Below are 20378 nucleotides of genomic sequence, written 5' to 3'. Positions count from 1 at the left end.
TGCATATTGCACGGCACAGCTTCGGTAATATTTCAGGGGATAAAATCCCAATTCAAATGCTTCAGAAATTATATAGGCATTCTTCTATTACAACCACCGTCAATTACCAGTCAAATTTCATGCACAAAGAAACGGATGATGCTTTGGAGAAGGTTCTAAACTTTGATTGAGATGTTACCGTTTGACCATTCGATTAACGCTTATACCTAAATTATTGGTAAAGAATGGACATAATACGTATATTATAGGGTGAAAAATCAAGAATATTACCATACCTTTAACTTTTAACCATTAATCCGATGCAGGTAGTATGTCTACAAGAAGAAGCTTTTTATGCTTTATTTGATAAGGTAGTAGAGCATTTGGAATCTAAACGCAGTGATAAGCCAGCTAAATGGATTGATGGTGAAGAAGCAATGTTATTGCTAAATATAAAATCTACAACCACTTTGCAGAAATTAAGGGATGAAGGTAAGATTAGATTTTCTCAACCGCAAAGGAAAATAATTCTCTATGATCGGGATTCCATTTATGAGTACATTGAAAGGTACGCCCGTGAAACTTTTTAATTATGGAAGAACATCTAAAAGTTGATAAAGATTACCTGGAAGCATTCAATCTTGGCTATGAACTTGCCAAAGAATTAAAGCTAAAGTCTCCAATGTTTAAAAACATTGAATCGGATATTAGTCGTATACACACACTGCAAATTGGTATGGAAGAATACTGTAAGGAAATTACCTTAAATAAAAATATTACTTTGGATGACAGCAAAATCATTCAACAAAAAAATAAAGATAACCAATATGGGAATGAACTCTCCCTTTAAGTAGTATTGTAAAATGCTCGCACATTAAATCAGTCTTCTTGAATCGATATCTTCCGCCTAGAACACTTCTGCAACAATCACGACCCATAAACCTTCTTAAAAATGATGATTCCGTGAATTTTCAGAAAGTTTAGAGATAGGAATGGGAAAAATGAACTTTATAATTAAGTGGCAGATAAGTATATTAAAAGGTGGGAATAATTGCACTATGTTGAATTTAGCGGTGTTCCAAAAAACGTTCATGGCTATTGCGGAACTGGTTTGAAGTATAGGTAGTGTCCCAAAAATGGTTCCGTTTAAGAAACTAGGCTGGGGCTTTTCATAAGATAAGTAGCCAACTGTGACACTATCCCATTAACTGTGTAAGTTAAAAATAACAGGGGTTCGACTTTTATCTAAAGTCTGACCCTTTTTTCATAGATCGTAAGGAACTGGTTTAAAATGATGCCCCAGTTCCTGATGGGCAGCGACCACTTTTTGGTGGCCTCCCTTGTCGCCAAATATACGGATTTCATCACCGCATCGTCCGTCGGGAACGACAGTTTGTTCTTGGTGTACTTCCTGATCTTGCCGTTCAGGTTCTCGATAAGGTTGGTGGTATAGATGATCTTCCTTATCTCTAACGGGAACTCGAAGAACACGGTCAGGTCCTCCCAATTGTCCCTCCAGCTCTTTATCGCATAGGAGTACTTGGTCTCCCATTGTCCCGCAAAATCTTCCAGGGCGGCCTTCGCGGCCTTTTGGTTGGGGGCATTGTAGATATGTTTCATATCGGCGGTGAAGGCCTTCTTGTCCTTCCATACCACATATCTGCATGCATTGCGTATCTGGTGCACCACGCATATCTGGGTCTTTGATTCGGGGAACACGCTTTTGATGGTATCCGTGAACCCGTTAAGGTTGTCGGTGGCCGTGATCAGGATGTCCTCCGTGCCACGGGCCTTCATGTCGGTCAGCACCGACATCCAAAAGGCGGAGGATTCGTTCTTGCCCAGCCAGAGGCCGAGGACTTCCTTTTTTCCGTCCCTGCGCAGGCCTACGGCCACGTATACGGTCTTGTTGATGACCTTGGAACTTTCCCTGACCTTGAAGACGATACCGTCCATCCAAACGATCAGGTAGACCGGCTCCAACGGACGGTTCTGCCAGGCTAAGATATCGTTCGACACCTTGTCGGTGATCCTCGATATGGTGGAGGTGGATACGTCGAAATTATAGACCTCCCTTATCTGCTCCTCGATATCGCTGTTGCTCATGCCCTTGGCATAGAGCGATACGATAACGTTCTCGATACCGTCGACCATGTTGCCCCGCTTGGGGACGACCATAGGGTTGAAGGACGCGTCCCGGTCCCTGGGGACGGCAATCTCGGATTCCCCGAAGGAAGTCCGGACCTTTTTTGACGAATAACCGTTACGGGAGTTATTATCCTTGGATTTTTGGTGTTTGTCATAATCCAGGTGACCATCAAGCTCCCCTTCGAGCATCTTCTCGATGCCACGTTTCTGGAGTTCCTTCAAAAACCCATTGAGTTCGTCGCCGGATCTGAACTGCTTTAAAAACTCATCATTGAACAATTCCTCTTTTTTCATAAGGTGTAAATATTTAAAATTAAACAAAAAAATAGCGGGGGCATGCCCCCGCTATTTTCTATTTACACACTTTATGAGATAGTCCTCCAACTGTTTTTATTTGTCGTCATAATGAAATCGACATTGAATAATTGTACATTTCTGGTCAATTCCCTTTTTACCAGAAACACGGTAAACAAGTCTGTGCTCTCCAGTAATTCTCCTTGACCAAAACCCCTTAAGTCCGTGTTTTAGTGGTTCAGGCTTTCCTAATCCTTTAAAGGGGTTTTGTTTAATTGCCTTTATCAGCTCCTTTATTTTAAGAGCTGTATCAGCATCATTTTCTAACCAATATGTAAAGTCATCCCAAGCGTGTGCGGCGAAATCAATGTTCATTATTGTGCCAGTTGAATTTCATCCTCATTATAAGGAACTAACTCTCCATTGGAAATTTGTTCAATTGATTCTGCAAGTCGTTTTCTATTGGCGTTTGTAGATAATAAATGCTCTGTTTCTTTCAGTGAATTATATTCGCTAATAGACATTATTACAACAGCATCATCTCCTTTAGTTCTTGGAACGATTATAACTTCCATTGATTTAGAAACATAATCAAACTGCTTTTTCATACTCTTTCTTAAAGTCGATATTGTTATAGCTTTCATAATAATATATTTTTATGTACAAAAAAATGTACAAGTAAAAGTACAATATTTATATCAAATGTCCAAATATTTCTTTCTTTGTTCGAATTTAAGCTTTTATGTAAAAAAATAGTTCTTTAAATCGGCCCATAAAAAGTGAGAATGAATAAAGTTGGTGTAGCTGGAAAATCCGGTGATATTGACCACCTAATTCCGGTTTAAACTGACCATGGCATTCCTGAGTATGTTGACCACCCCATTCCGGGGCATGTTGACCACCTAAAATCAAGCGAATTACAGAGAGCTATCGAGGGTTATCTTCGAGCTGTTATTAAACCAAACAGCAAAGGAGATGGCCGGAAAATCGATAGAGATGAGTAAACTAAGAAATGTTATTAAACTACACCTTCAAGGAAAGAGCAAGGTGTTTATCAGTCAGTACCTAGGTATTTCCCGAAACACGGTGAAGAAGTACATAAGGCAATTTAGTGCCTTAAAAATGCCGTATGAGGAGATTGAGGTTTTGAGTGACCTATCCCTAGAGGCTTTATTTATAAATGCTCCCCAGCGGGAGCTCCCTGAGCATTTAAAGGCCTTGTACGCTTTCTTTCCTTATGCAGAGCGGCAACTCAAGAAAACTGGATTTACCAAGATGCTGCTATGGCAGGAGTATAAAGGGCAATACCCGCAAGGAGTCCAAAGTAGCCAGTTTTGTGAACATTACAACCGGTGGAGCCGTAGCATTCATGTCAGGCCTACCATGCACATGACCCACAAGGCCGGAGACAAGATGTATGTGGATTATGCAGGTGAGACCCTTGAACTTATTGATAGGGAAAGCGGGGAGATCATTGATATACAATTCTTTGTAGCTATACTTGGGGCGAGCCAACTCACCTATGCAGAGGCAAGTTTGAGCCAGAAAAAAGAGGACTTTATATCCTCGGTAGAAAATGCGATGCATTATTTTGGCGGAGTTCCGGCTGCCATAGTCCCTGACAACCTTAAGTCGGCCGTGACCAAAAGCAATCGTTATGAGCCTACTTTGAACGAAACGTTTTTGGATTTCTCCGAACACTATGGCACAACGGTATTGCCGGCAAGAGCCTATAAACCCAGAGACAAGTCTTTAGTAGAAGGAGCCGTTAAGATCCTCTATACGCGTATATACAGCATATTAAAGGAACAACAATTCTTCGACCTCAAGTCGCTCAACCAATCCATATTGATTCTTTTGGAGAAGCATAACAATGCAAATATGACGGGAAGGCCATACAGCCGTAGACAGCTCTTCGAAGAGCTTGAAAGGGATCAACTCTGCTTACTTCCCCAACAGTATTATGAGGTCCGTAAACAAGCCCTTGTGACCGTTCTCAATAATGGACATGTTATTTTAGGAGAAGACAAGCATTACTATAGCGTTCCATATCAATATATCCGCAAGAAGGTAAAGATTCTCTATAGCGCAAAAAACGTTGAGATTTTTTATGGCTATGGACGTATCGCCGTGCACCCAAGGGTAAAAAGCCCCCATCATTACAGTACGCTGGCCGAACATATGGCCTCAACCCATCGCTTTGCCAGAGAGTGGACACCCCAGCGTTTTATAGATTGGGCGGCCTCCATCGATCAGGATGTAAAAGTATTGATCACCAACATTCTCAATAAAAAACAACATCCGGAACAAGCCTATAAAAGTTGTATGGGCATACTTTCCCTTACCAAAAAGGTAGGTAAGGAACGTTTGGTCAAAGCCTGTGGAAAATCCCTTGAATATGGGATCTACAATTATATGATGGTGCAAAACATTCTCGATAGAGGACTCGACCAAATGGAAGAAGAACAACAGGAAGAATCAATCCCTTCCCATAAAAACATCAGAGGAAGCAATTATTATAAGTAATCAATAAACACATCTATATGAATCAAACCACGTTATCGAAAATGAAAACCCTTGGGCTTCACGGCATGTACGAAGTCTTTAAAACAACCATTGAAAGCGGCAAGAGCGATCATTATACCATTGACCAACTCATGGCCCAGCTTATTGAAACAGAATACGATTATCGTCAAAATCGAAAGATTGAACGCAGTGTACAAAGTGCCCAGTTCCGCTATAGGGCAGCTTTAGAAGACGTAATCTTTGATGCCTCTCGCAATTTGGACCGTACCAAACTCTTACGCTTAGCTCAAGGAGATTATATCTCTAATGGACAGGACGTTCTCATTACCGGAAGTACCGGGGCAGGTAAAAGCTATCTCGCTACCGCATTAGGCTACCAGGCATGTATAGATGGATATAGGATAAAATATTACAACACCAACCGTTTGATGGCTAAACTAAAGATGGCCAAAGCTGATGGGTTCTATTTGAAAGAACTGGCCAAATTGGAACGTTTGCAGCTTATCATCCTAGATGATTTTGGCCTACAACCAATGGATCAACAAAGCAGAATAGCACTTTTAGAGATTATCGAGGATCGACATGGTAAGAACTCAGTAATCATCACTTCCCAATTACCAGTAAGCCGCTGGTATGATATTATTGGGGAGAAAACCATTGCAGATGCAACTATGGACAGACTTGTGCACCATGCACATTGTTTTGAACTTCAGGGGGAATCTATGCGAAAAAAGAAAAGCAGAGTAGAATAAAAAGCAGCTAAAAAAATCAATAAATTTGTTCAATATGATAGCTCACAAATCGTTCTTTTAGAAACCTGAAAATGACTGGTCAACATACTCCGGAATGGGGTGGTCACTATGACCGGAATATCCATGATAATAAAGGCTTTGTTATAACCAATAAGCGACTTCAGACCAACATCCCGAACATATATGCAATTGGCGATGTAATCGGGGGGGCTATGTTGGCCCATAAGGCAGAAGAAGAGGGAACATTCGTTGCGGAAACCATAGATGGTCAAAAACCTTATTTAGACCACAAATCCATCCCTAATGTAGTATATACTTGGCCCGAAATTGCTTCAGTGGGTCTGACAGAACAGGAACTGACACAGAAGAAGGTTGATTTCAAATCATCAAAAATTCCCTTTTCAGCTTTCGGCCGTGCCCGGGCTGCAGGTGAAAAAGACGGTTTTGTAAAAATATTGGCCCACCCAAAATATGGTGAAATATTAGGTATGCACATTTTTAGCCCAAGAGCGGCAGACATGATCAGCATTGGTGTAACAGCTTTGGTTTATGAAATTACAGATCGGGATATGACCAATATTTCCTACCCACACCCAAGCTATACCGAGGTTATGAAAGAAGCCTTCCTTGAAATATCCGGAAAGGGAACAATTAACCTTTAAGTTGCTACTAATGATGAATTTGAAATTCAGATGTAAGTGTTAACTCGCTTAAGCCTCGAAATATCCTAAAATATAATAAGGCTGAGGAGATAATAAATTTACTTAAAGGGAAGTACCCCAAGCAATTGAATTAAAACAATACATATTTATTATAGGATGTCCATTGTTACCGATTCGCCGATAATTTTGGCCATCCTTTTATGCAAGCCATTTTTAAATAACAAAAGAATATGACAATTGAAATTCAGTCACATTCCAAAAACTGGAAAAGAAAGTATGAACTGGAACGCAAGGTATTAGAGGATATTTTTGGGAAAGAAATTAAAGCGATTGAACACATTGGTAGTACATCTGTTCCTAAATTAAGTGCAAAACCTATCATAGATATTTTTCTTGCTGTTTCTCCATTACATAATGTGTCTTATTACAATGACAAACTACAGGGCTTAAATTACAGATATTCTATTACAGATATGTCAAACAGGCATCTATTCTCCAAATGTACTGCGGCAGAAGTCTGGACGCATAATTTACATATACTCCCATATGATAAAAATTTTTATTTAAGAAGTGAATTATTATTTCGGGATTATTTAAGAAAAAACCCAGAATTTGTTAGTAAGTACACCTCATTAAAGGAGCAATTGGTTTTAATAAATTACAACAACATAGAAGAATACACTAAGTCAAAATCAGAGTTCATTCGGTTTGTTATGGAGCTTGCACGAACAGAGAAAGGTTTGGTAAAATGAACAATCGTTTAAGTACAAATAGTTACAAAAATGGATCCGCAATGTACTAACCACATAAACTTAAAGGATATACCAATTATGGCGGAATACAAAATAGAGGGCTGATTTAAAAACTGGAATATCTTAACAGCTATGTGCCAATGCCAGTTATAGTATTAACCTCTCTATAAATCCTTTCAAAATTCATTCTCAAATCTTCCGGGGTAAAGTAATTCGTTTTAGGTGGAATTTCTTTTTTAATGTTCTGTAATTTGAACCGCAGTTTTTTGTCCCTTCCATCGACAAAGGCAATAAACTCGCCTTGTTGTAGCCTAAAGAACAGATCTGCTCGTCGTTTTGCTACTTCCTTTTCGCCGGTGGTAATGCGCGTATCAAAATTGAGATTATGTCCACGTTTGACACTGGTGGTCTCTTTGCTTACAAATTCAAAAAAGCGTTCGTAGTATTTGGCGGTAGGCCGTACCCTTTGTACCTATATGCATAGATCAGGGGTAAGTTCGACATGGAATAGTCCAAACCAGTTTTGCGAATGATACTGAATGCGATGTGTTTTTCGTGGGCAGGAAGTCCCGATAGGATAGAGATATATAAACTCCGATAAAAATATTCGTCTTATTATCAATTATTAAAATAAACCTAAAGGTGGTTCTGCCGGTAATTCTAACTTTGGCCTATTTTACATTAATCAACTTAGGAATAACCAATAATAAATCACTTCGCGATAATAGCAATGGTAATGTAATTTATGGTTAAGAAAAATAAAGCCCCTAAAAGGGGCTTTATACTTAAGCGAGAAGCCTAAAATCATCTCAGGTCTTCCAACGTTTTTATTCGTTTCAGATCTTCATTCAGATGGTCACGCTGTCTTCTAATTACATTTGCGATGTCAGCCGGCAAACGACCATCAACTAAAATTTCATTATATTCTTCTATTGCAGAATTATCCCCTCTAATAGCTTCCTCCAACATAGCCTCGGCATCATCACCTGAAAAGAATGCTTTAATATCCATCCAAGTTCGGTGCATGGCCCCTAACGTACTACCATCAATTTTTTCCCTAGTAGTTAATGCCGGGGCTACAGATTTTAACTCTTCTAAAAATATACGGCGCTCTCGAGCCTTATTGTGAAAATAGGTCTGCAATCCTGATTCAGTGGTATTCTCAGCAGCCTTTTCGTAACCCTTAATGGAGTCCTCATTTTTCTGAATGATATCATTCAGACGTTCCTCTATATCTCTTACAATATTATTCATGATTAATAATTTAGTGCGGAAACCAATAATGCCTACCGCTTAGCATATTCATAAAATTACAATGCAACGTTAGTCTACTTTAATTCAAATCATATTAATATGAACTCTAATAATTGTGGATTACAAATTAATTGAATAATATGGTTTTTAATTCACCAGGCGCATAGTCCGTTTCTATAAGTTATCTAATCCCACAAGGATGCATTCATTATTAATTAGTTGTAGATGACGAAATGGATATATCCTTAATACGCTCCTCCAAGATAATTATACAGTAAATCGATTTTTTTACTTTAGAATTTATTTCATATTAAATTATAAAATATATTTTTTATCCTCACTTCAGCTGAATCTACTTTTTGGTTTTTCTTCTTGATTGCATGTAACGATAACTAAGATACGCCAATTGAGCACCCACAACCATTATTTTCCATTTACCATTTCTAATGAAAGTAGATGTCAGTCCTAATAAATTTGAAGTTTTCATATGCTTAAAATTTTATATTTTATTAAACCACCTCAGCTCAAATATCACAGTTAATCATCCAATTTATTCCATATTTATCCGTAAAACGGGCAAAAAGGGCTTTCCATTCTCTTTCGCGCAAATCATGGTGAATCCTGCCGCCGGAAGATAATTTTTTAAAAAGGTCCACTGCATTTTTCTTTTGATCCAAGTCAATACTCAAATGTATTTTACTACCAGCTGTCAAAGGAGTATCCGGTGTGGCATCATAGGCCATTAAATGCACTCCATTTCCCTTCAGTTCAGCATGTTGAAGTTTACCTCTGTAAGAAGAAGGGACATCTAATTCCTTATCTGCATAAGTTTGTCTATTCTTAATTTCTGCATTGAAACAATCCGCGTAAAAATTAAGGGCCTCCTGACAATTGCCCCCAAAAGCCAAGTAAGCTTGTACAGTCATATCTTTTATTATTTAGTTTACATTAAAAATACTATAGGACAACCGTTCAAATTGATCGTAAAAGAAATGTTCTTAGTTCTAAAGCAAAAAGGGGTTATTTTATTTTACTTTACTCAACCAATCACATTTGTGTCTTGGATTGCTTAAAAATGTAAGCATTGAATTGAAAGCACTACGCTCTTAAAATTCCTGTAACCATCCAAAAACTTATAGCATGTTTATCTTTTCATCAACAGATATCCAATCTATAATTAGTAAAGGTTTAAAGAATGGAATCCAATAACTACTTATAAAATATATTTGAATATTTCTAATGTACAATTAGACTTATAATCACTTGTAAAATTTAAAATAAAAAAGAATCATAATACCATTCAAGATAGAGGATAACCCATTGGTTATAATTATTGGCCAATCCATTTTTATTGTTCCGTAAATTGTCCATAGGATAACACCGGTTAGTATGGTTACAAACATCCATAACGATATATCACCCACACTTTTGGTTCGGTATGCCTTAATTATTTGTGGCAGCGCACCTATGGTTGTAAAAAAACCCGCAAAAATTCCGATATTATCGACCATTTATTATATTATTTAAGGATTGTTCGGACACATCATTGCATGAAATTGACAATCATTAATTTAGAATCAAATCGTCTACTAAAATTTCAGGCGGTTTTTTATCTTTAGTATCAAGAATATATAGGTTTGTGGACAGCTCAAAAAGGTGTGCTTCGGTTTCATAAAAATGCATCATGTAACCACCAGTATTAATAAATACTACAAAATCACCGATTTCAGGTAATTTTGGAAAAGTTAGTTTTCTTTTCAATATTACGTCCTGCTCCAAACAATATGCGCCAGTAAGATAAAGTTCTACAGCATTACCGTCATTTACCGGTTTCTGATATACTATAAATGGATCTAATAAGAAATCAGCACTTGAGCTTTTAAGCTGACTCATGTTCATTTCCAATCCAACAAGCCAGGTCCCGTTGGCATCTTTCTTTCTATGCGCAACTTTCGCTATAGTCATGCCAACTTCTTGCAATAATGCTCGTCCAGGTTCAATTCTTAATTGGATTTTTCTGTCATTAACCAGTTCATAAACAGACGGACCCGAATTTTTCTTATAAGTCAATATTTTCTCAAGAAATTGCGATCCATTTATTTCATTGTAATAGGGATATGTGTTCAATTCTCCAACTACAGAATTTTCATTATCAGCCTTTCTTAAACCCAAACCGTTGTTCATAAAAGTTATTGGAGAACTTCTTTCCAGAACCGCCATCTGTAACCCTTCCTTAAAATTTTCCCATTCCTCTTTGGAATCCAGGTAATTTATCAGTATACCGCCCCCTATATCCAGAAAAGTAATTTTGCAGCCAGAATTGTTTAATTCGTCCAAAAGTTCCAAAGTTTGCAATATCGCTTCAGCACGTTGTACAATGGAATAGCCGTCTAAATGAAAATGGAAGCCCTTTAAATAAATATTATGGAATTCAGATATTTGTGAAAACCATATCTTTAAATGCTCAATATCTTTATCGATATCGAATCCAAATCTACTGTATAATTTTTTACCATCAACCTTAAAGCCGCTCAATCGTATTCCTATACTTGCAATTACATTTAGATCCTTTGCTATTTTTTGGGTCAATCTTAGCTCATCATGGTTGTCAATAATTATTAATACATTGTTTTCTATGGCATATTTCAACATAGTGGTTGTTTTAACTGCTGCGGTTAAAACCAAATCGTCTGAGCTTGCTCCAAGATCTATGGCCTCTTCAAGTTCATTATAGCTGGCGGTATCAACACCTATTTTAAAATCAATCGCCGCTCTAACCAAACTTTTTGATTTATTGGCCTTCCTGGCAAAGTAAATCTTAGAATCGATATTATATGTTTTAAAGACTTGATTTAAATTATCGATATTTTTTCTAAAAGAAGGTATGTGGTGAAGATTTATTGGGGATCCATATTGCTTTGTCAACTCTTCCAAAAGTTGTACCTCTGCCATAATATCCTTCATCCAATCACTGGTGATAGGAGTCAAAGGGTATTTGCCTTTAGATTTTGAATAGGTCATATTTATCTTAGCGTTTTTATATAACTATTTAATCCGATGTTAGAGTAACTCCTTGCTGTTCGCAAAGCCCAATCGGAAGCAAAATTATTTTTTGTTCGAGAGAGAGAATCATTATCATAGGTTATGCCTTCCGTCAAAGTTCCATATAAAGTAATATCAGGGTTGATATTTCCCTTAGAATCGATCAACCTTCCACTTCTATCTACCTCAGGACAACCTGTATTGTAGCTTTCCTTTCCAGGGACAATAAACTCCCTTAACAGTTCATTATTTTGTAAGCCAATGAGCAATTCAGACCAATTATCCCTGGACGTATTTGTTGGAATCCGCGCATCTACAAGCACTTCGGCATTAACAGGACCTCTATTGGCAACTTTTAATGTCCATTTGTTATTTTTTCTTTTAACAACTGGATTTTTAGAATAATCCAAGTTTAAAATTCCATGCTCTAATAAGGCCAATATCTTTTTCATATTCGTCAAGGGTGGACCATAGGATATGCGATTGAGCTGGGAACGATAATTTAGATCAAAAAAACGATGGGATTCTGCAGTCATTCCTCCAAAATTATATATTTCACTAAACTGTTCACTAATATTTCCCCAGGTCATTACCGCGGCCATGAATGGACTTTTCTCTGAACCCAATTCCGCTTCAGACATCACATATCTCAAATAGGCCAATGGCCCAAGATTATCTGTAGGATTTTGGAAGTCGACAGGTTTGAAGATATTCTCGAAATTAAATGTCTGTTCATTAGGGTAGTCTTTATGGAATTTCAGGATTTGGCATCTAAATCTATCTACATTGTCATCGGGGTCAAGGTTCAATCCTTTTTTATGAAAAGCTACCTTGTAGAAGTTGTATTCAGCCTCCAAAATATAAAGTGGCAAGATATTCTTTAAAAAACTTGGTTTTTCCCCATTTACTATCCGCCCATATATGGATCTTAGAGTAAAAAATACGGGTAGATAAGGCTTTTTTCCTTCTCTGGTTGAGCGTGGGATCATCGGAAGTCCACTACGGCAAAAACCATATATTTTACCAGGTTCCCTTTTCGAAGGCTCATAAATATAGGACTCATCATCCTTTTTTATAAAACGTCCTCCTCGACCTTCTGTCAATGCCAAAAGAGCGTCAATAAAAGTTAATCCCATACCTTTGATTGCTACTTGGGTATTGCTTTGTATTACAGACAATTTGGAATCAACAGGATAAATAAATGGGATAAATGATTTCCGTGTTTCACTAGTGCTTTCGGGCTTTTCTTTTTCTTGAAGTTGTCCCTTCCAACTACAATGACCAGTGGAAATTAATATATTATTTACTGTAAGGAATTGATCCTTTGCATCTAATTCGTCTAGATATCCCAACTCGTATACACCTGCTTTCTTGATTATACTGACAACAGAACTACGATGTTTAACAATACGATAGGAACTAATACCTGCTCTGTACAATTTTTCGAAACACTCCGTTAAATAATATCCCACCATCGATCTTGAAGCAAAATGATCGTTTAAATTTGAATCTTTGTTATAAGTTCCTTTTGCTATCCAATCAGCGAACGATAGTCTATTATCGACCACAGGCTTTAATATTTCCGATGGCCATACATTGATATTGCGGTTAGGATAGTTCATCAGTAAATAACTGGGTTGAACCGGGTCATAAATCTCTCCAGCCCCGAAATTTCCTGATTTTTCAAATAAATGCACTTCAATGTTTTTATCAATTTCCAAGTTGCCAAGTTGTGCTAAAAGACGCTCGAAAGCGTAAAGACCTTTTGGCCCTAAACCCACAATAGCAATTCTATAAGCTTTCATGTTCGATAAATTGATTATAATTTTTTAACACTCTTTCATTTTGAAATTCAGAGGAGATTTGGTCAGAAATAAAATTTTCCCTTATCCATTTAGGGTTGTAGACCGTATCAAGGTAACGTTCACCCTTATCTGGAAATAAAAGCACCGACACTGAATTTTCAGGCAATTTGTATTGATATCTTAAATAAGCAGATACTACTCCACCAGATGAACCTCCAGCAAGAATAGCTTCCTCCTTCAATAATTTCATACAACCTTTAATGCAATCGATATCGGCAACATGCATAACGTCATACACTCTATCAGGGATAAGAAACTGAGAGGGCATGCCTGCGCCATGACCGGGAATTTTTCTCAATTTGGTAGGCCCACCAAATAAAACACTACCAATGGCATCGACTGCCACTAATTTTGTATCAAGTTTCTGTTTCTTGATATAATCTGAACACCCCATCAGACTTCCGCACGTACTTGTAGCAATAAAAATATAATCTACCTGTTTATTGAGTTGCTGCATAATCTCCCGCATAGTTTGGTGGTACGCTTTTGGATTGTTTGGGTTGCGGTACTGGTTTGACCACACACTATTGGGCACGGAATAAAGCAATTCCTTTACTTTATTTAATCGTGCCCCCAAAAAACCACCCTCCGAAGTTGGCTGGTGAACGACAATTATTTCTGCTCCGTACACTTCCAATAGTTTTTTGGTGTGGGGATTAAGGTTTGGATCGACAACTACTTTTAAATTTAATCCATGAAATAAACAAGCTTGAGCAAGGCCAACTGCCATATTACCAGAACTAGATTCGATGACTGTCCCCCCTTTTTGTAATTTACCTTCTCGCATTAATTCGCAGACAATTCGACTGGCCGATCTATCCTTCATACTACCGGCGGGATTAAAGCCCTCCATTTTAGCATAAACCAATCTGGTGTCTTCAAACATTCTATTCAAGCGGATAAGTGGTGTATTACCTATTGAATCCATAATATGAGATGCTATCCTATTCATAGTAGTTATGTTAAAGTTCTAATAAATCTCCGGGCGCATTTAGCCTTGAGTTAAATTTCGAGTAAGATAAATCTTCATTACCTCTAATATTAACTTGATGTCCATAATTATTGATTCGAAAGATAATCTTGTGTAAAAACAGAATATAGGTGATATGCATTTTACATTTTTCCGCTGCATTAAGTTGTCACTATAAAGGTATTTCACTGTATCTGTCTATTCATTTAGGCACATAAGATTATATCAGTTTCCTATTTAGCAAATAGCACTGAATTCTTAATAATGACAAATGAGATAATTTAATTGCTTTATCGGGGTACATTAGGAATTTTTAATTAACTATTTTGCTGACCAATACCCCCGAATATGTTCTGAATACTTTATTAAGTTTTATCAATTTAAATTAACCATATTCCAGAAATACCTTAGAGATGGAAATGAATAAATATACTAGACGAGCTTTTATTGGTGGTTTAATATGCATGATAGTAATTGCACTGAGCACCTTTCTTTTAGGTAAGTTAAGTGGGTACGAAGCCAAAATCCTTATTAAAAGCTCTTTGGATGGAATTAACACATTATGTAATACGATTGCTTTGGCATCAGCAACAATTTTAGCTCTTTTATTAACTTTATTAGGACTTAGTTCTACCACTAAATCAGAATTAAAAAAAGACTATTATCGTGAGGTACTAATAATAGCCAAACTCGATACAACTATTTTTATCGCAGCGGTAATAACATTTCTTATATTCAACTTACCAATTACAGAATCGAGTAATGTGCCAGATAATTGGTTCAGCACACTTTATTATATTTCATTAGGCATTTCAAGTCTATTGAGTGCTGGACTTATTGTAGTTGTACTTTTACTTTATAATACAGTAGTTAATATTATAAAAATAGTCGGTTTAGGCAGAAAAGATCATCCACTAGTTCGTGATGAAAGTAACAAGATAGAAAATTGAGTCAATGTCAAATTCTATATTCCAAACAACCCAATTAATTCATTAGTTGACTTTTTCCTAATTATAAAATTAATAGAGCCATCAATTGAATTCAAGTGACAATATATTGGTTCATGGCTTAGCCTTCCCACAATATTATATTTCCAATTTTCCGATCATTTTTTATGGCGATTAATCTAAAATGAAATTTTTTAATTTGCCCCAAACTTTGTTAGTGATAGCCTTATTTGTCGTTTTGTTTTTGACATTCTTTTGTCAAATCTTTATTTCTCCTTCCAAGCCCATGTCAGTTTGTTCCCCGGGTTTGGTTGCCATTCCTCCTGTCTGGAAAAGTGCTACCATAGAATTTGTTGTGCTATCCCAATAATATCCTTCTGTTGGTTTGATTTGGATAGCTGTAAGATTTGGATCATCAATTCCTTTAAACCAAATGTCGTCATTTTTTTCATAAAGATCTTTTAAAATGTGCATATCGGTTCTAATTAGGGCATCCCCATAAAGAGTCATAAATTGCTCGGATTTAGGGTTCACATAAATCAGTTGAGCCCTTTCCTCATTCCTTATATGGGAGTTATGTTTACTTTGCTTATTACTTAAAAACCAAAAAGCACCCATGTCATCAACTTTTTTTGTGCTCATTGGAACAATGTGAAGAGGTGAAATTTGACAATTAGTTCCCATCATGGCTATTTCTATAGACTCAGCCATTTCTTTCATTATTTTACGTGCTTCTTCATCGTGCATATTATTTGTCCCCATAATTTCAATTTTTTTATAAAGTTATTCATGAACCTTTAGAAGATTTAATTCAAAACAGAAATATGTTAATACAATGAAGTCTTGAAAATGCCATAACCCTCAAAAAAATTAATAAAAGTTATTAGTAAGCAGGAAGTGTAAAAGCATTGAGAAGGTATTGCTTATGCGAATCGTATTGATTTACAGCTCGGCATTGGGAACAAGTACCTTAAGTCGTCCAATCTGGATGATCTATGATCATAATTCAGCTCATTTGCTAATACCTGATCTAGAAAGTTTTACAGGCAATTTTCATCTCTATACTGTTAATAAAGTCCCAAACCAGACTATAATTTTGATGAATAATTAAAAATATACAATTATGAGAAAAGCATTTAGGATATTAAGTTCAGCATTAATAATTATATCATTATTTACTTCATGCAGTAAAGATAATGATCCGGTGGACGACAATCTTTTTGTTGGGACCTACAATGGAACTGTAAGTTATTCCAATAGTGAAGACAGTACCGAAATTTCAACAGATGATGGAAGGGTTACATTGGTTAAGGTAGGTGATTCCTACAATTTTGATTTCTCGGATGGCATTCCCAGTTTAAACGGAATTAAAATGGAAAAAAATGAAAATTTATTTATCAGTTCGGATGGGGCCATTAAAATCGATGAAGGCACTTTGTTAATCGCTTATTCAAAAGACGGTGAAACTTGGGGTGCCAACTGCGACAGATAAATACGATTAATGTAAAATTTGTTAGAGCCGCTGAAGTTCAGTGGCTCTACTATTTTTGTTAATTATCCGCTTATTTCAAAGGATTTCATTTTTGTATGTCCATAATATTATGAAACTGATTATCTATCTGATTGAAAACCGTGTCTTGGAAGAATTCTTTGTTCGCAATAAAATTTTATCACTTCTCGGATAAAAAGCATAACCCTAAAAAGGCTAAAATAGAATATGAATTTCGATCTTATGTTCTATATTCTTGAATCACCATTAAACTTATATCATTGATCCATTTTTTTCAAAAACTCAGGATAACTCATGGATTGTTTCAAGGTAAGGTGTGTTTTCCCGAGAATATCATCAACCAAATCTTGGTTTAATTTAACTAAGCTTTCACCGAACCATTCCAAACCAAAAGTAAACCATTGTGCACCTTTTAAACTAAAATTGCTATATTCAACTTGGCAGCCGAAATCCAAATTTTTATCAGGTGGGAAAACTACAGTTTTATCTGATATGTTCGCTATATAAACAGTATTTCTATTTTTTGAAATGGTTATCCAATTTTCACGCTCCCCGTTTATAATTCCTAAATATTCTAAATCATTAGGATTTGAATTAAAACTCCATCTCGTCCAATCTTCTAAATAACCGGAGGCAAGAGAGGTTAAACAATTTCGGTAACGAGTATTTACACGATGTTTTATTTCTATTTTTTCTTCCCTGAGTTTTATACCGATATTATTATTAGCAATGTTTAAATAGATATCCTCTCTACGTTCCATAGAGTTGAAATCAAGGGAATTAAACCACTGTTGGAGATATTTGTTTTCTCCCTTAAAAAACCACCGCATTTCTTTGCTTATATACATAATCGGATAATTACTTTAAAAAATTAAATGTTTACACTTAAATGGTATCTTGGCAATTATTTGTTTAGCCCGTTCATTAAGGACAAGTAAATCTTTATATACTATAGTTGAAATATTTTACTTCATCATTTCTATTAAAGCCCTGCAATTATGTTAACTGTATATTTGGGTCAAACACAAATGATTAGCCTTCTAAAAATACACTTCATTTCCAAACTGATTTAAATATGGATTCTCTCCATCATTAATGTAAATAAATCAAGATTTACCTCAAAAACCAGTTTTTTTCAAAGATCAAAAACCTCTAATTTCTGTTCGATGGAATATTAACTATGGAAATACAGCCAGATTCATATGAAACTTTCTTCATCCGTCATTGAGGTCGTGGTTGGAGGTTCATGGGCCATACGTTTCTTAAGTCCTGCTGAATCAACGCCAAAAAAATGCAATATTTCCGATCGATTTGAAAGTAATTTGGCTTTATCGCCATTTATCACGATTGGCCGCTGTAGAAGAACCGGGTTGTTATTAATTATTTTCAACCAATCATCAGTTGCAAAATTCTCTTTTCCATTCAAATCAGGAAGGTGTTGGTCTATATCCATGAAAACTTCCCTGAATGGCAAACCAAGATATTCAATAACTTCGAGCCAAATGGTATCGCTTATTTTTTCTTGGGCAATGTCAATGCATTCTACATTTTTTTTAGCCCCTTCTAAATAACCCAGCAGTTGTTTGCCCAAATTTGATAATGAGCTGTAAATAAATGTAATCTGATTTTCATTTCGTGCAAGGACAGGCATATTGACAAATTTTAATTTGGGCCAAAATAGGTAATGGCTTAAAATTATTTTATCCTGATTAACACAAAAATTAGTTTAAATAATTAAATATTCATTTTGACAAGAAATATTATATACTTCAATTCGTATCTTAAAGTATTATTTAACCCCTTTTTTTTTGGATTAAGTAGTAAGGTGTAAGGAAAATCCATTCAAATGATACTTATTGGGCATTGTTCAAATTTGAGTGGTCCGAATGGGGTAAATCACCTTGAATCGAAACTGGCGGGGATATTTAGGGCGAGGCTGAGTGAGTTCAATTCTCTTACATATATTGGAATATGGATTGGAGTTCAAAAAACACAAAGGGAACGAAATGCTTTACGCATTTTACATTCCCTTTGCTAGTATATTTTCCTTAGACAGCATTATCTATCCAGTCACGAGTATCATCTCAGCCATTGCTAATACAATAGCACCCCGAAATATACAGTTTAAAAATAAGAAAAAAATAAATCATAATCAAAACTGAAGCCCAATTTTGCATCGAATTATATGATTTGAGTTAAAGAATTTATTGAATCAGCACATTTCTTCATTTGTATTCTCATTTGAAAAGATTCCATAATACCTACTTTTATTTATTTATTATTATGCAGTTGTTCTTGATCAATCAAATGACTTCTATTTAAAGATCTGTCACTTATGGCAATGTCCTTTGTTTTATGTAATAAAACTTAATTAGGTTGTTTCTACTTAAGTCAAATGTCCTATGTCAATATGTGTAATACTTGTTATATACTGAATGCCGCCGGCTCAATCAACTTTAACTCGGAACTTATGGTATCTTGTTTTTTTAAACTTTTCAATAGGAAATACCCTGAGCAATGTTATAATATCGTTCCAGTAATTCTTAGCAATTGCCATGTTTGGAATAAGCGAAGAAATGGTCTAATGCTACACAAATAAAAACTAGTTCGTACACAATAATAGATTCCGCGACCACTCCTTATAACCAGGATAATCCTTTACGCAATTCGCTCGAAATAACTTACTGTTTAATCTAATTTCCTATGTGGGTAATAAAAAATAAATTAAGTGGTTTCAAAAAGAAATGCTCCACATAAGAGAACAAATAATTCACAGGTCCAGCCCTCGGGGCATTATTCTTTATTTCAAAACAACCTCAAATGACCATCCTTATGTAAAACTTCATACTCCTACTTCCTATCCTTGGTTCGTTACGTATTACGCAATCATCTTTTCATTACCCCTCGTCCGTACCTATTTCCAAAAAATACATCTGACACCTGTACTGAATATCCAGATACGTATGACACAGGATCCTCTCAACTTTAGGACTTAATACCAATCGAAGATATTTGGTCGAACAAGCCAAATGGTAGGGCAACTACAAAACTTTGATTATCCAATGATTTTGGGTAATCTAGCTAACAATCAAGATTACTGCTCAATTTCGTGCGAGGTAAACCTCGATTATTTGTCCCTCTAGAATAAAAAAGCCGCCACTATGAAGTGGCGGCTTAAAAATGGGTGTTCTCATTTAATTACCAATTCTCAATTTCAGCACGAACTTCATTTGGCGTTTTACCAATTCTATTGCCAATTTGCTTTACAGTAAGGTCAAAACGGCCGGGTTCGATTTCAACATCCTCATCAGTAATGTCTGAATACCTTTCACGGTATTCTTGTTCAATTTCGTACCACTTATCTTCAAGTTCTTCTAAATTCAACTGAGTATTTAAATTCGTGGTACCATGATCATCATAATAATCTTCGGAATCTTCGAAGCCATCTATATTAGTTTGCATATTGAAATAAATTAAGGGTTACTGACTCAAAATTAATCGGTATACAAAAAGAGTTGTGAACCAAAAAAATAATAAATTAACCTTAAAAATGATTATTTATCTTTAATGTTTTTAATTCCTATTTACTAATGACCCAATAAGTAACATCTGTCCAATACCACAATTTTTAATATATTGAATTGCGTTAAAATTTTTATTGATTTGATTGTTTCGTA

21 protein-coding genes and 1 pseudogene are annotated in these 20378 nt (G+C 35.9%); 9 read left to right on the top strand and 13 right to left on the bottom strand.

Translation table 11 applies throughout. The features are described from left to right. From QSE00_RS21455 to QSE00_RS21445, 3 genes and pseudogenes are all read left to right on the top strand, one after another. Positions 1-170: pseudogene (locus tag QSE00_RS21455) on the top strand (site-specific integrase); the annotation flags it as partial. Between the two features lie 129 nt (positions 171-299). Next, positions 300-569 carry a helix-turn-helix domain-containing protein gene (locus QSE00_RS21450; RefSeq protein ID WP_286107453.1) on the top strand — a complete coding sequence of 90 codons (270 nt, stop codon included), beginning with the start codon at positions 300-302 and terminating at the stop codon, positions 567-569. A 2-nt stretch (positions 570-571) separates the two neighbouring features. Further along, positions 572-829: a hypothetical protein gene (locus tag QSE00_RS21445; protein ID WP_286107452.1), complete on the top strand. Its 258-nt coding sequence runs from the start codon at positions 572-574 to the stop codon at positions 827-829. Between the two features lie 395 nt (positions 830-1224). Here QSE00_RS21445 and QSE00_RS21440 read toward each other — a convergent pair whose 3' ends face one another. The 3 genes from QSE00_RS21440 to QSE00_RS21430 form a co-directional block, all read right to left on the bottom strand. Beyond that, positions 1225-2421, bottom strand: a complete 1197-nt coding sequence (locus tag QSE00_RS21440) for an IS256 family transposase (protein ID WP_286107451.1) — start codon at positions 2419-2421, stop codon at positions 1225-1227. Positions 2422-2517: 96 nt separating this feature from the next. Next, the gene (locus QSE00_RS21435) at positions 2518-2796 is read right to left on the bottom strand and encodes a Txe/YoeB family addiction module toxin (protein WP_286107450.1); all 279 of its coding nucleotides are present in this window, start codon (positions 2794-2796) and stop codon (positions 2518-2520) included. Further along, complete coding sequence (locus QSE00_RS21430) at positions 2796-3065, bottom strand: type II toxin-antitoxin system Phd/YefM family antitoxin (RefSeq protein WP_247097545.1); 270 nt, start codon at positions 3063-3065, stop codon at positions 2796-2798. Before QSE00_RS21430 ends, QSE00_RS21435 begins: the two co-directional genes overlap by 1 nt. Before the next feature lie 352 nt (positions 3066-3417). On the opposite strand from QSE00_RS21430, the gene istA reads away from it, so the two are divergent. The 4 genes from istA (at position 3418) to QSE00_RS21410 (ending at position 7113) form a co-directional block, all read left to right on the top strand. Further along, positions 3418-4947, top strand: coding sequence for an IS21 family transposase (istA, locus tag QSE00_RS21425; protein WP_286107449.1), 1530 nt, complete (start codon positions 3418-3420; stop codon positions 4945-4947). Between the two features lie 17 nt (positions 4948-4964). Beyond that, positions 4965-5699 carry an IS21-like element helper ATPase IstB gene (istB, locus tag QSE00_RS21420; protein ID WP_286107448.1) on the top strand — a complete coding sequence of 245 codons (735 nt, stop codon included), beginning with the start codon at positions 4965-4967 and terminating at the stop codon, positions 5697-5699. Positions 5700-5770: 71 nt separating this feature from the next. Further along, positions 5771-6361 carry an FAD-dependent oxidoreductase gene (locus QSE00_RS21415; RefSeq protein ID WP_286107447.1) on the top strand — a complete coding sequence of 197 codons (591 nt, stop codon included), beginning with the start codon at positions 5771-5773 and terminating at the stop codon, positions 6359-6361. A gap of 230 nt (positions 6362-6591) precedes the next feature. After that, positions 6592-7113 (top strand): GrpB family protein, encoded by a 522-nt coding sequence (locus QSE00_RS21410; RefSeq protein WP_286107446.1) that lies wholly within the window; start codon positions 6592-6594, stop codon positions 7111-7113. An 804-nt stretch (positions 7114-7917) separates the two neighbouring features. Here the strand turns inward: QSE00_RS21410 and QSE00_RS21400 are convergent. The 6 genes from QSE00_RS21400 to sbnA all read right to left on the bottom strand — a co-directional run bounded on the left by QSE00_RS21400 (position 7918) and on the right by sbnA (position 14226). Continuing rightward, entirely contained in the window at positions 7918-8367 is a 450-nt protein-coding gene (locus QSE00_RS21400) for a ferritin-like domain-containing protein (RefSeq protein ID WP_286107445.1), read from the bottom strand. 524 nt (positions 8368-8891) lie between these two features. Beyond that, positions 8892-9293, bottom strand: a complete 402-nt coding sequence (locus QSE00_RS21395; protein ID WP_286107444.1) for a VOC family protein — start codon at positions 9291-9293, stop codon at positions 8892-8894. Positions 9294-9626: 333 nt separating this feature from the next. After that, the gene (locus QSE00_RS21390) at positions 9627-9878 is read right to left on the bottom strand and encodes a SemiSWEET family sugar transporter (RefSeq protein WP_286107443.1); all 252 of its coding nucleotides are present in this window, start codon (positions 9876-9878) and stop codon (positions 9627-9629) included. Between the two features lie 55 nt (positions 9879-9933). Next, positions 9934-11388: a type III PLP-dependent enzyme domain-containing protein gene (locus tag QSE00_RS21385; protein WP_286107442.1), complete on the bottom strand. Its 1455-nt coding sequence runs from the start codon at positions 11386-11388 to the stop codon at positions 9934-9936. A gap of 2 nt (positions 11389-11390) precedes the next feature. Beyond that, positions 11391-13214: an FAD/NAD(P)-binding protein gene (locus QSE00_RS21380; RefSeq protein WP_286107441.1), complete on the bottom strand. Its 1824-nt coding sequence runs from the start codon at positions 13212-13214 to the stop codon at positions 11391-11393. Then, on the bottom strand, positions 13201-14226 hold the full coding sequence (gene sbnA / locus QSE00_RS21375; protein ID WP_286107440.1) for a 2,3-diaminopropionate biosynthesis protein SbnA: 1026 nt from the start codon (positions 14224-14226) through the stop codon (positions 13201-13203). Before sbnA ends, QSE00_RS21380 begins: the two co-directional genes overlap by 14 nt. A gap of 431 nt (positions 14227-14657) precedes the next feature. On the opposite strand from sbnA, the gene QSE00_RS21370 reads away from it, so the two are divergent. Beyond that, positions 14658-15194 carry a hypothetical protein gene (locus QSE00_RS21370; RefSeq protein WP_286107439.1) on the top strand — a complete coding sequence of 179 codons (537 nt, stop codon included), beginning with the start codon at positions 14658-14660 and terminating at the stop codon, positions 15192-15194. A 255-nt stretch (positions 15195-15449) separates the two neighbouring features. Here the strand turns inward: QSE00_RS21370 and QSE00_RS21365 are convergent, their stop codons facing one another. After that, complete coding sequence (locus QSE00_RS21365; protein WP_286107438.1) at positions 15450-15953, bottom strand: pyridoxamine 5'-phosphate oxidase family protein; 504 nt, start codon at positions 15951-15953, stop codon at positions 15450-15452. Between the two features lie 361 nt (positions 15954-16314). Here QSE00_RS21365 and QSE00_RS21360 point away from each other — a divergent pair, with 361 nt between their 5' ends. Then, positions 16315-16683, top strand: coding sequence for a hypothetical protein (locus tag QSE00_RS21360; protein WP_215948519.1), 369 nt, complete (start codon positions 16315-16317; stop codon positions 16681-16683). Positions 16684-16958: 275 nt separating this feature from the next. Here QSE00_RS21360 and QSE00_RS21355 read toward each other — a convergent pair whose 3' ends face one another. The 3 genes from QSE00_RS21355 to QSE00_RS21345 all read right to left on the bottom strand — a co-directional run bounded on the left by QSE00_RS21355 (position 16959) and on the right by QSE00_RS21345 (position 20163). Then, complete coding sequence (locus QSE00_RS21355) at positions 16959-17549, bottom strand: hypothetical protein (protein WP_286107437.1); 591 nt, start codon at positions 17547-17549, stop codon at positions 16959-16961. A 350-nt stretch (positions 17550-17899) separates the two neighbouring features. Further along, positions 17900-18352, bottom strand: coding sequence for an arsenate reductase family protein (locus QSE00_RS21350; protein WP_286107436.1), 453 nt, complete (start codon positions 18350-18352; stop codon positions 17900-17902). 1547 nt (positions 18353-19899) lie between these two features. Continuing rightward, positions 19900-20163, bottom strand: coding sequence for a hypothetical protein (locus tag QSE00_RS21345; protein ID WP_286107435.1), 264 nt, complete (start codon positions 20161-20163; stop codon positions 19900-19902). Between the last annotated feature and the right edge of the window lie 215 nt (positions 20164-20378).

The sequence above is a fragment of the Arenibacter flavimaris genome, from assembly GCF_030291335.1.
Lineage (GTDB): Bacteria > Bacteroidota > Bacteroidia > Flavobacteriales > Flavobacteriaceae > Arenibacter.
This window is presented reverse-complemented; position numbering and strand designations above follow the sequence as displayed.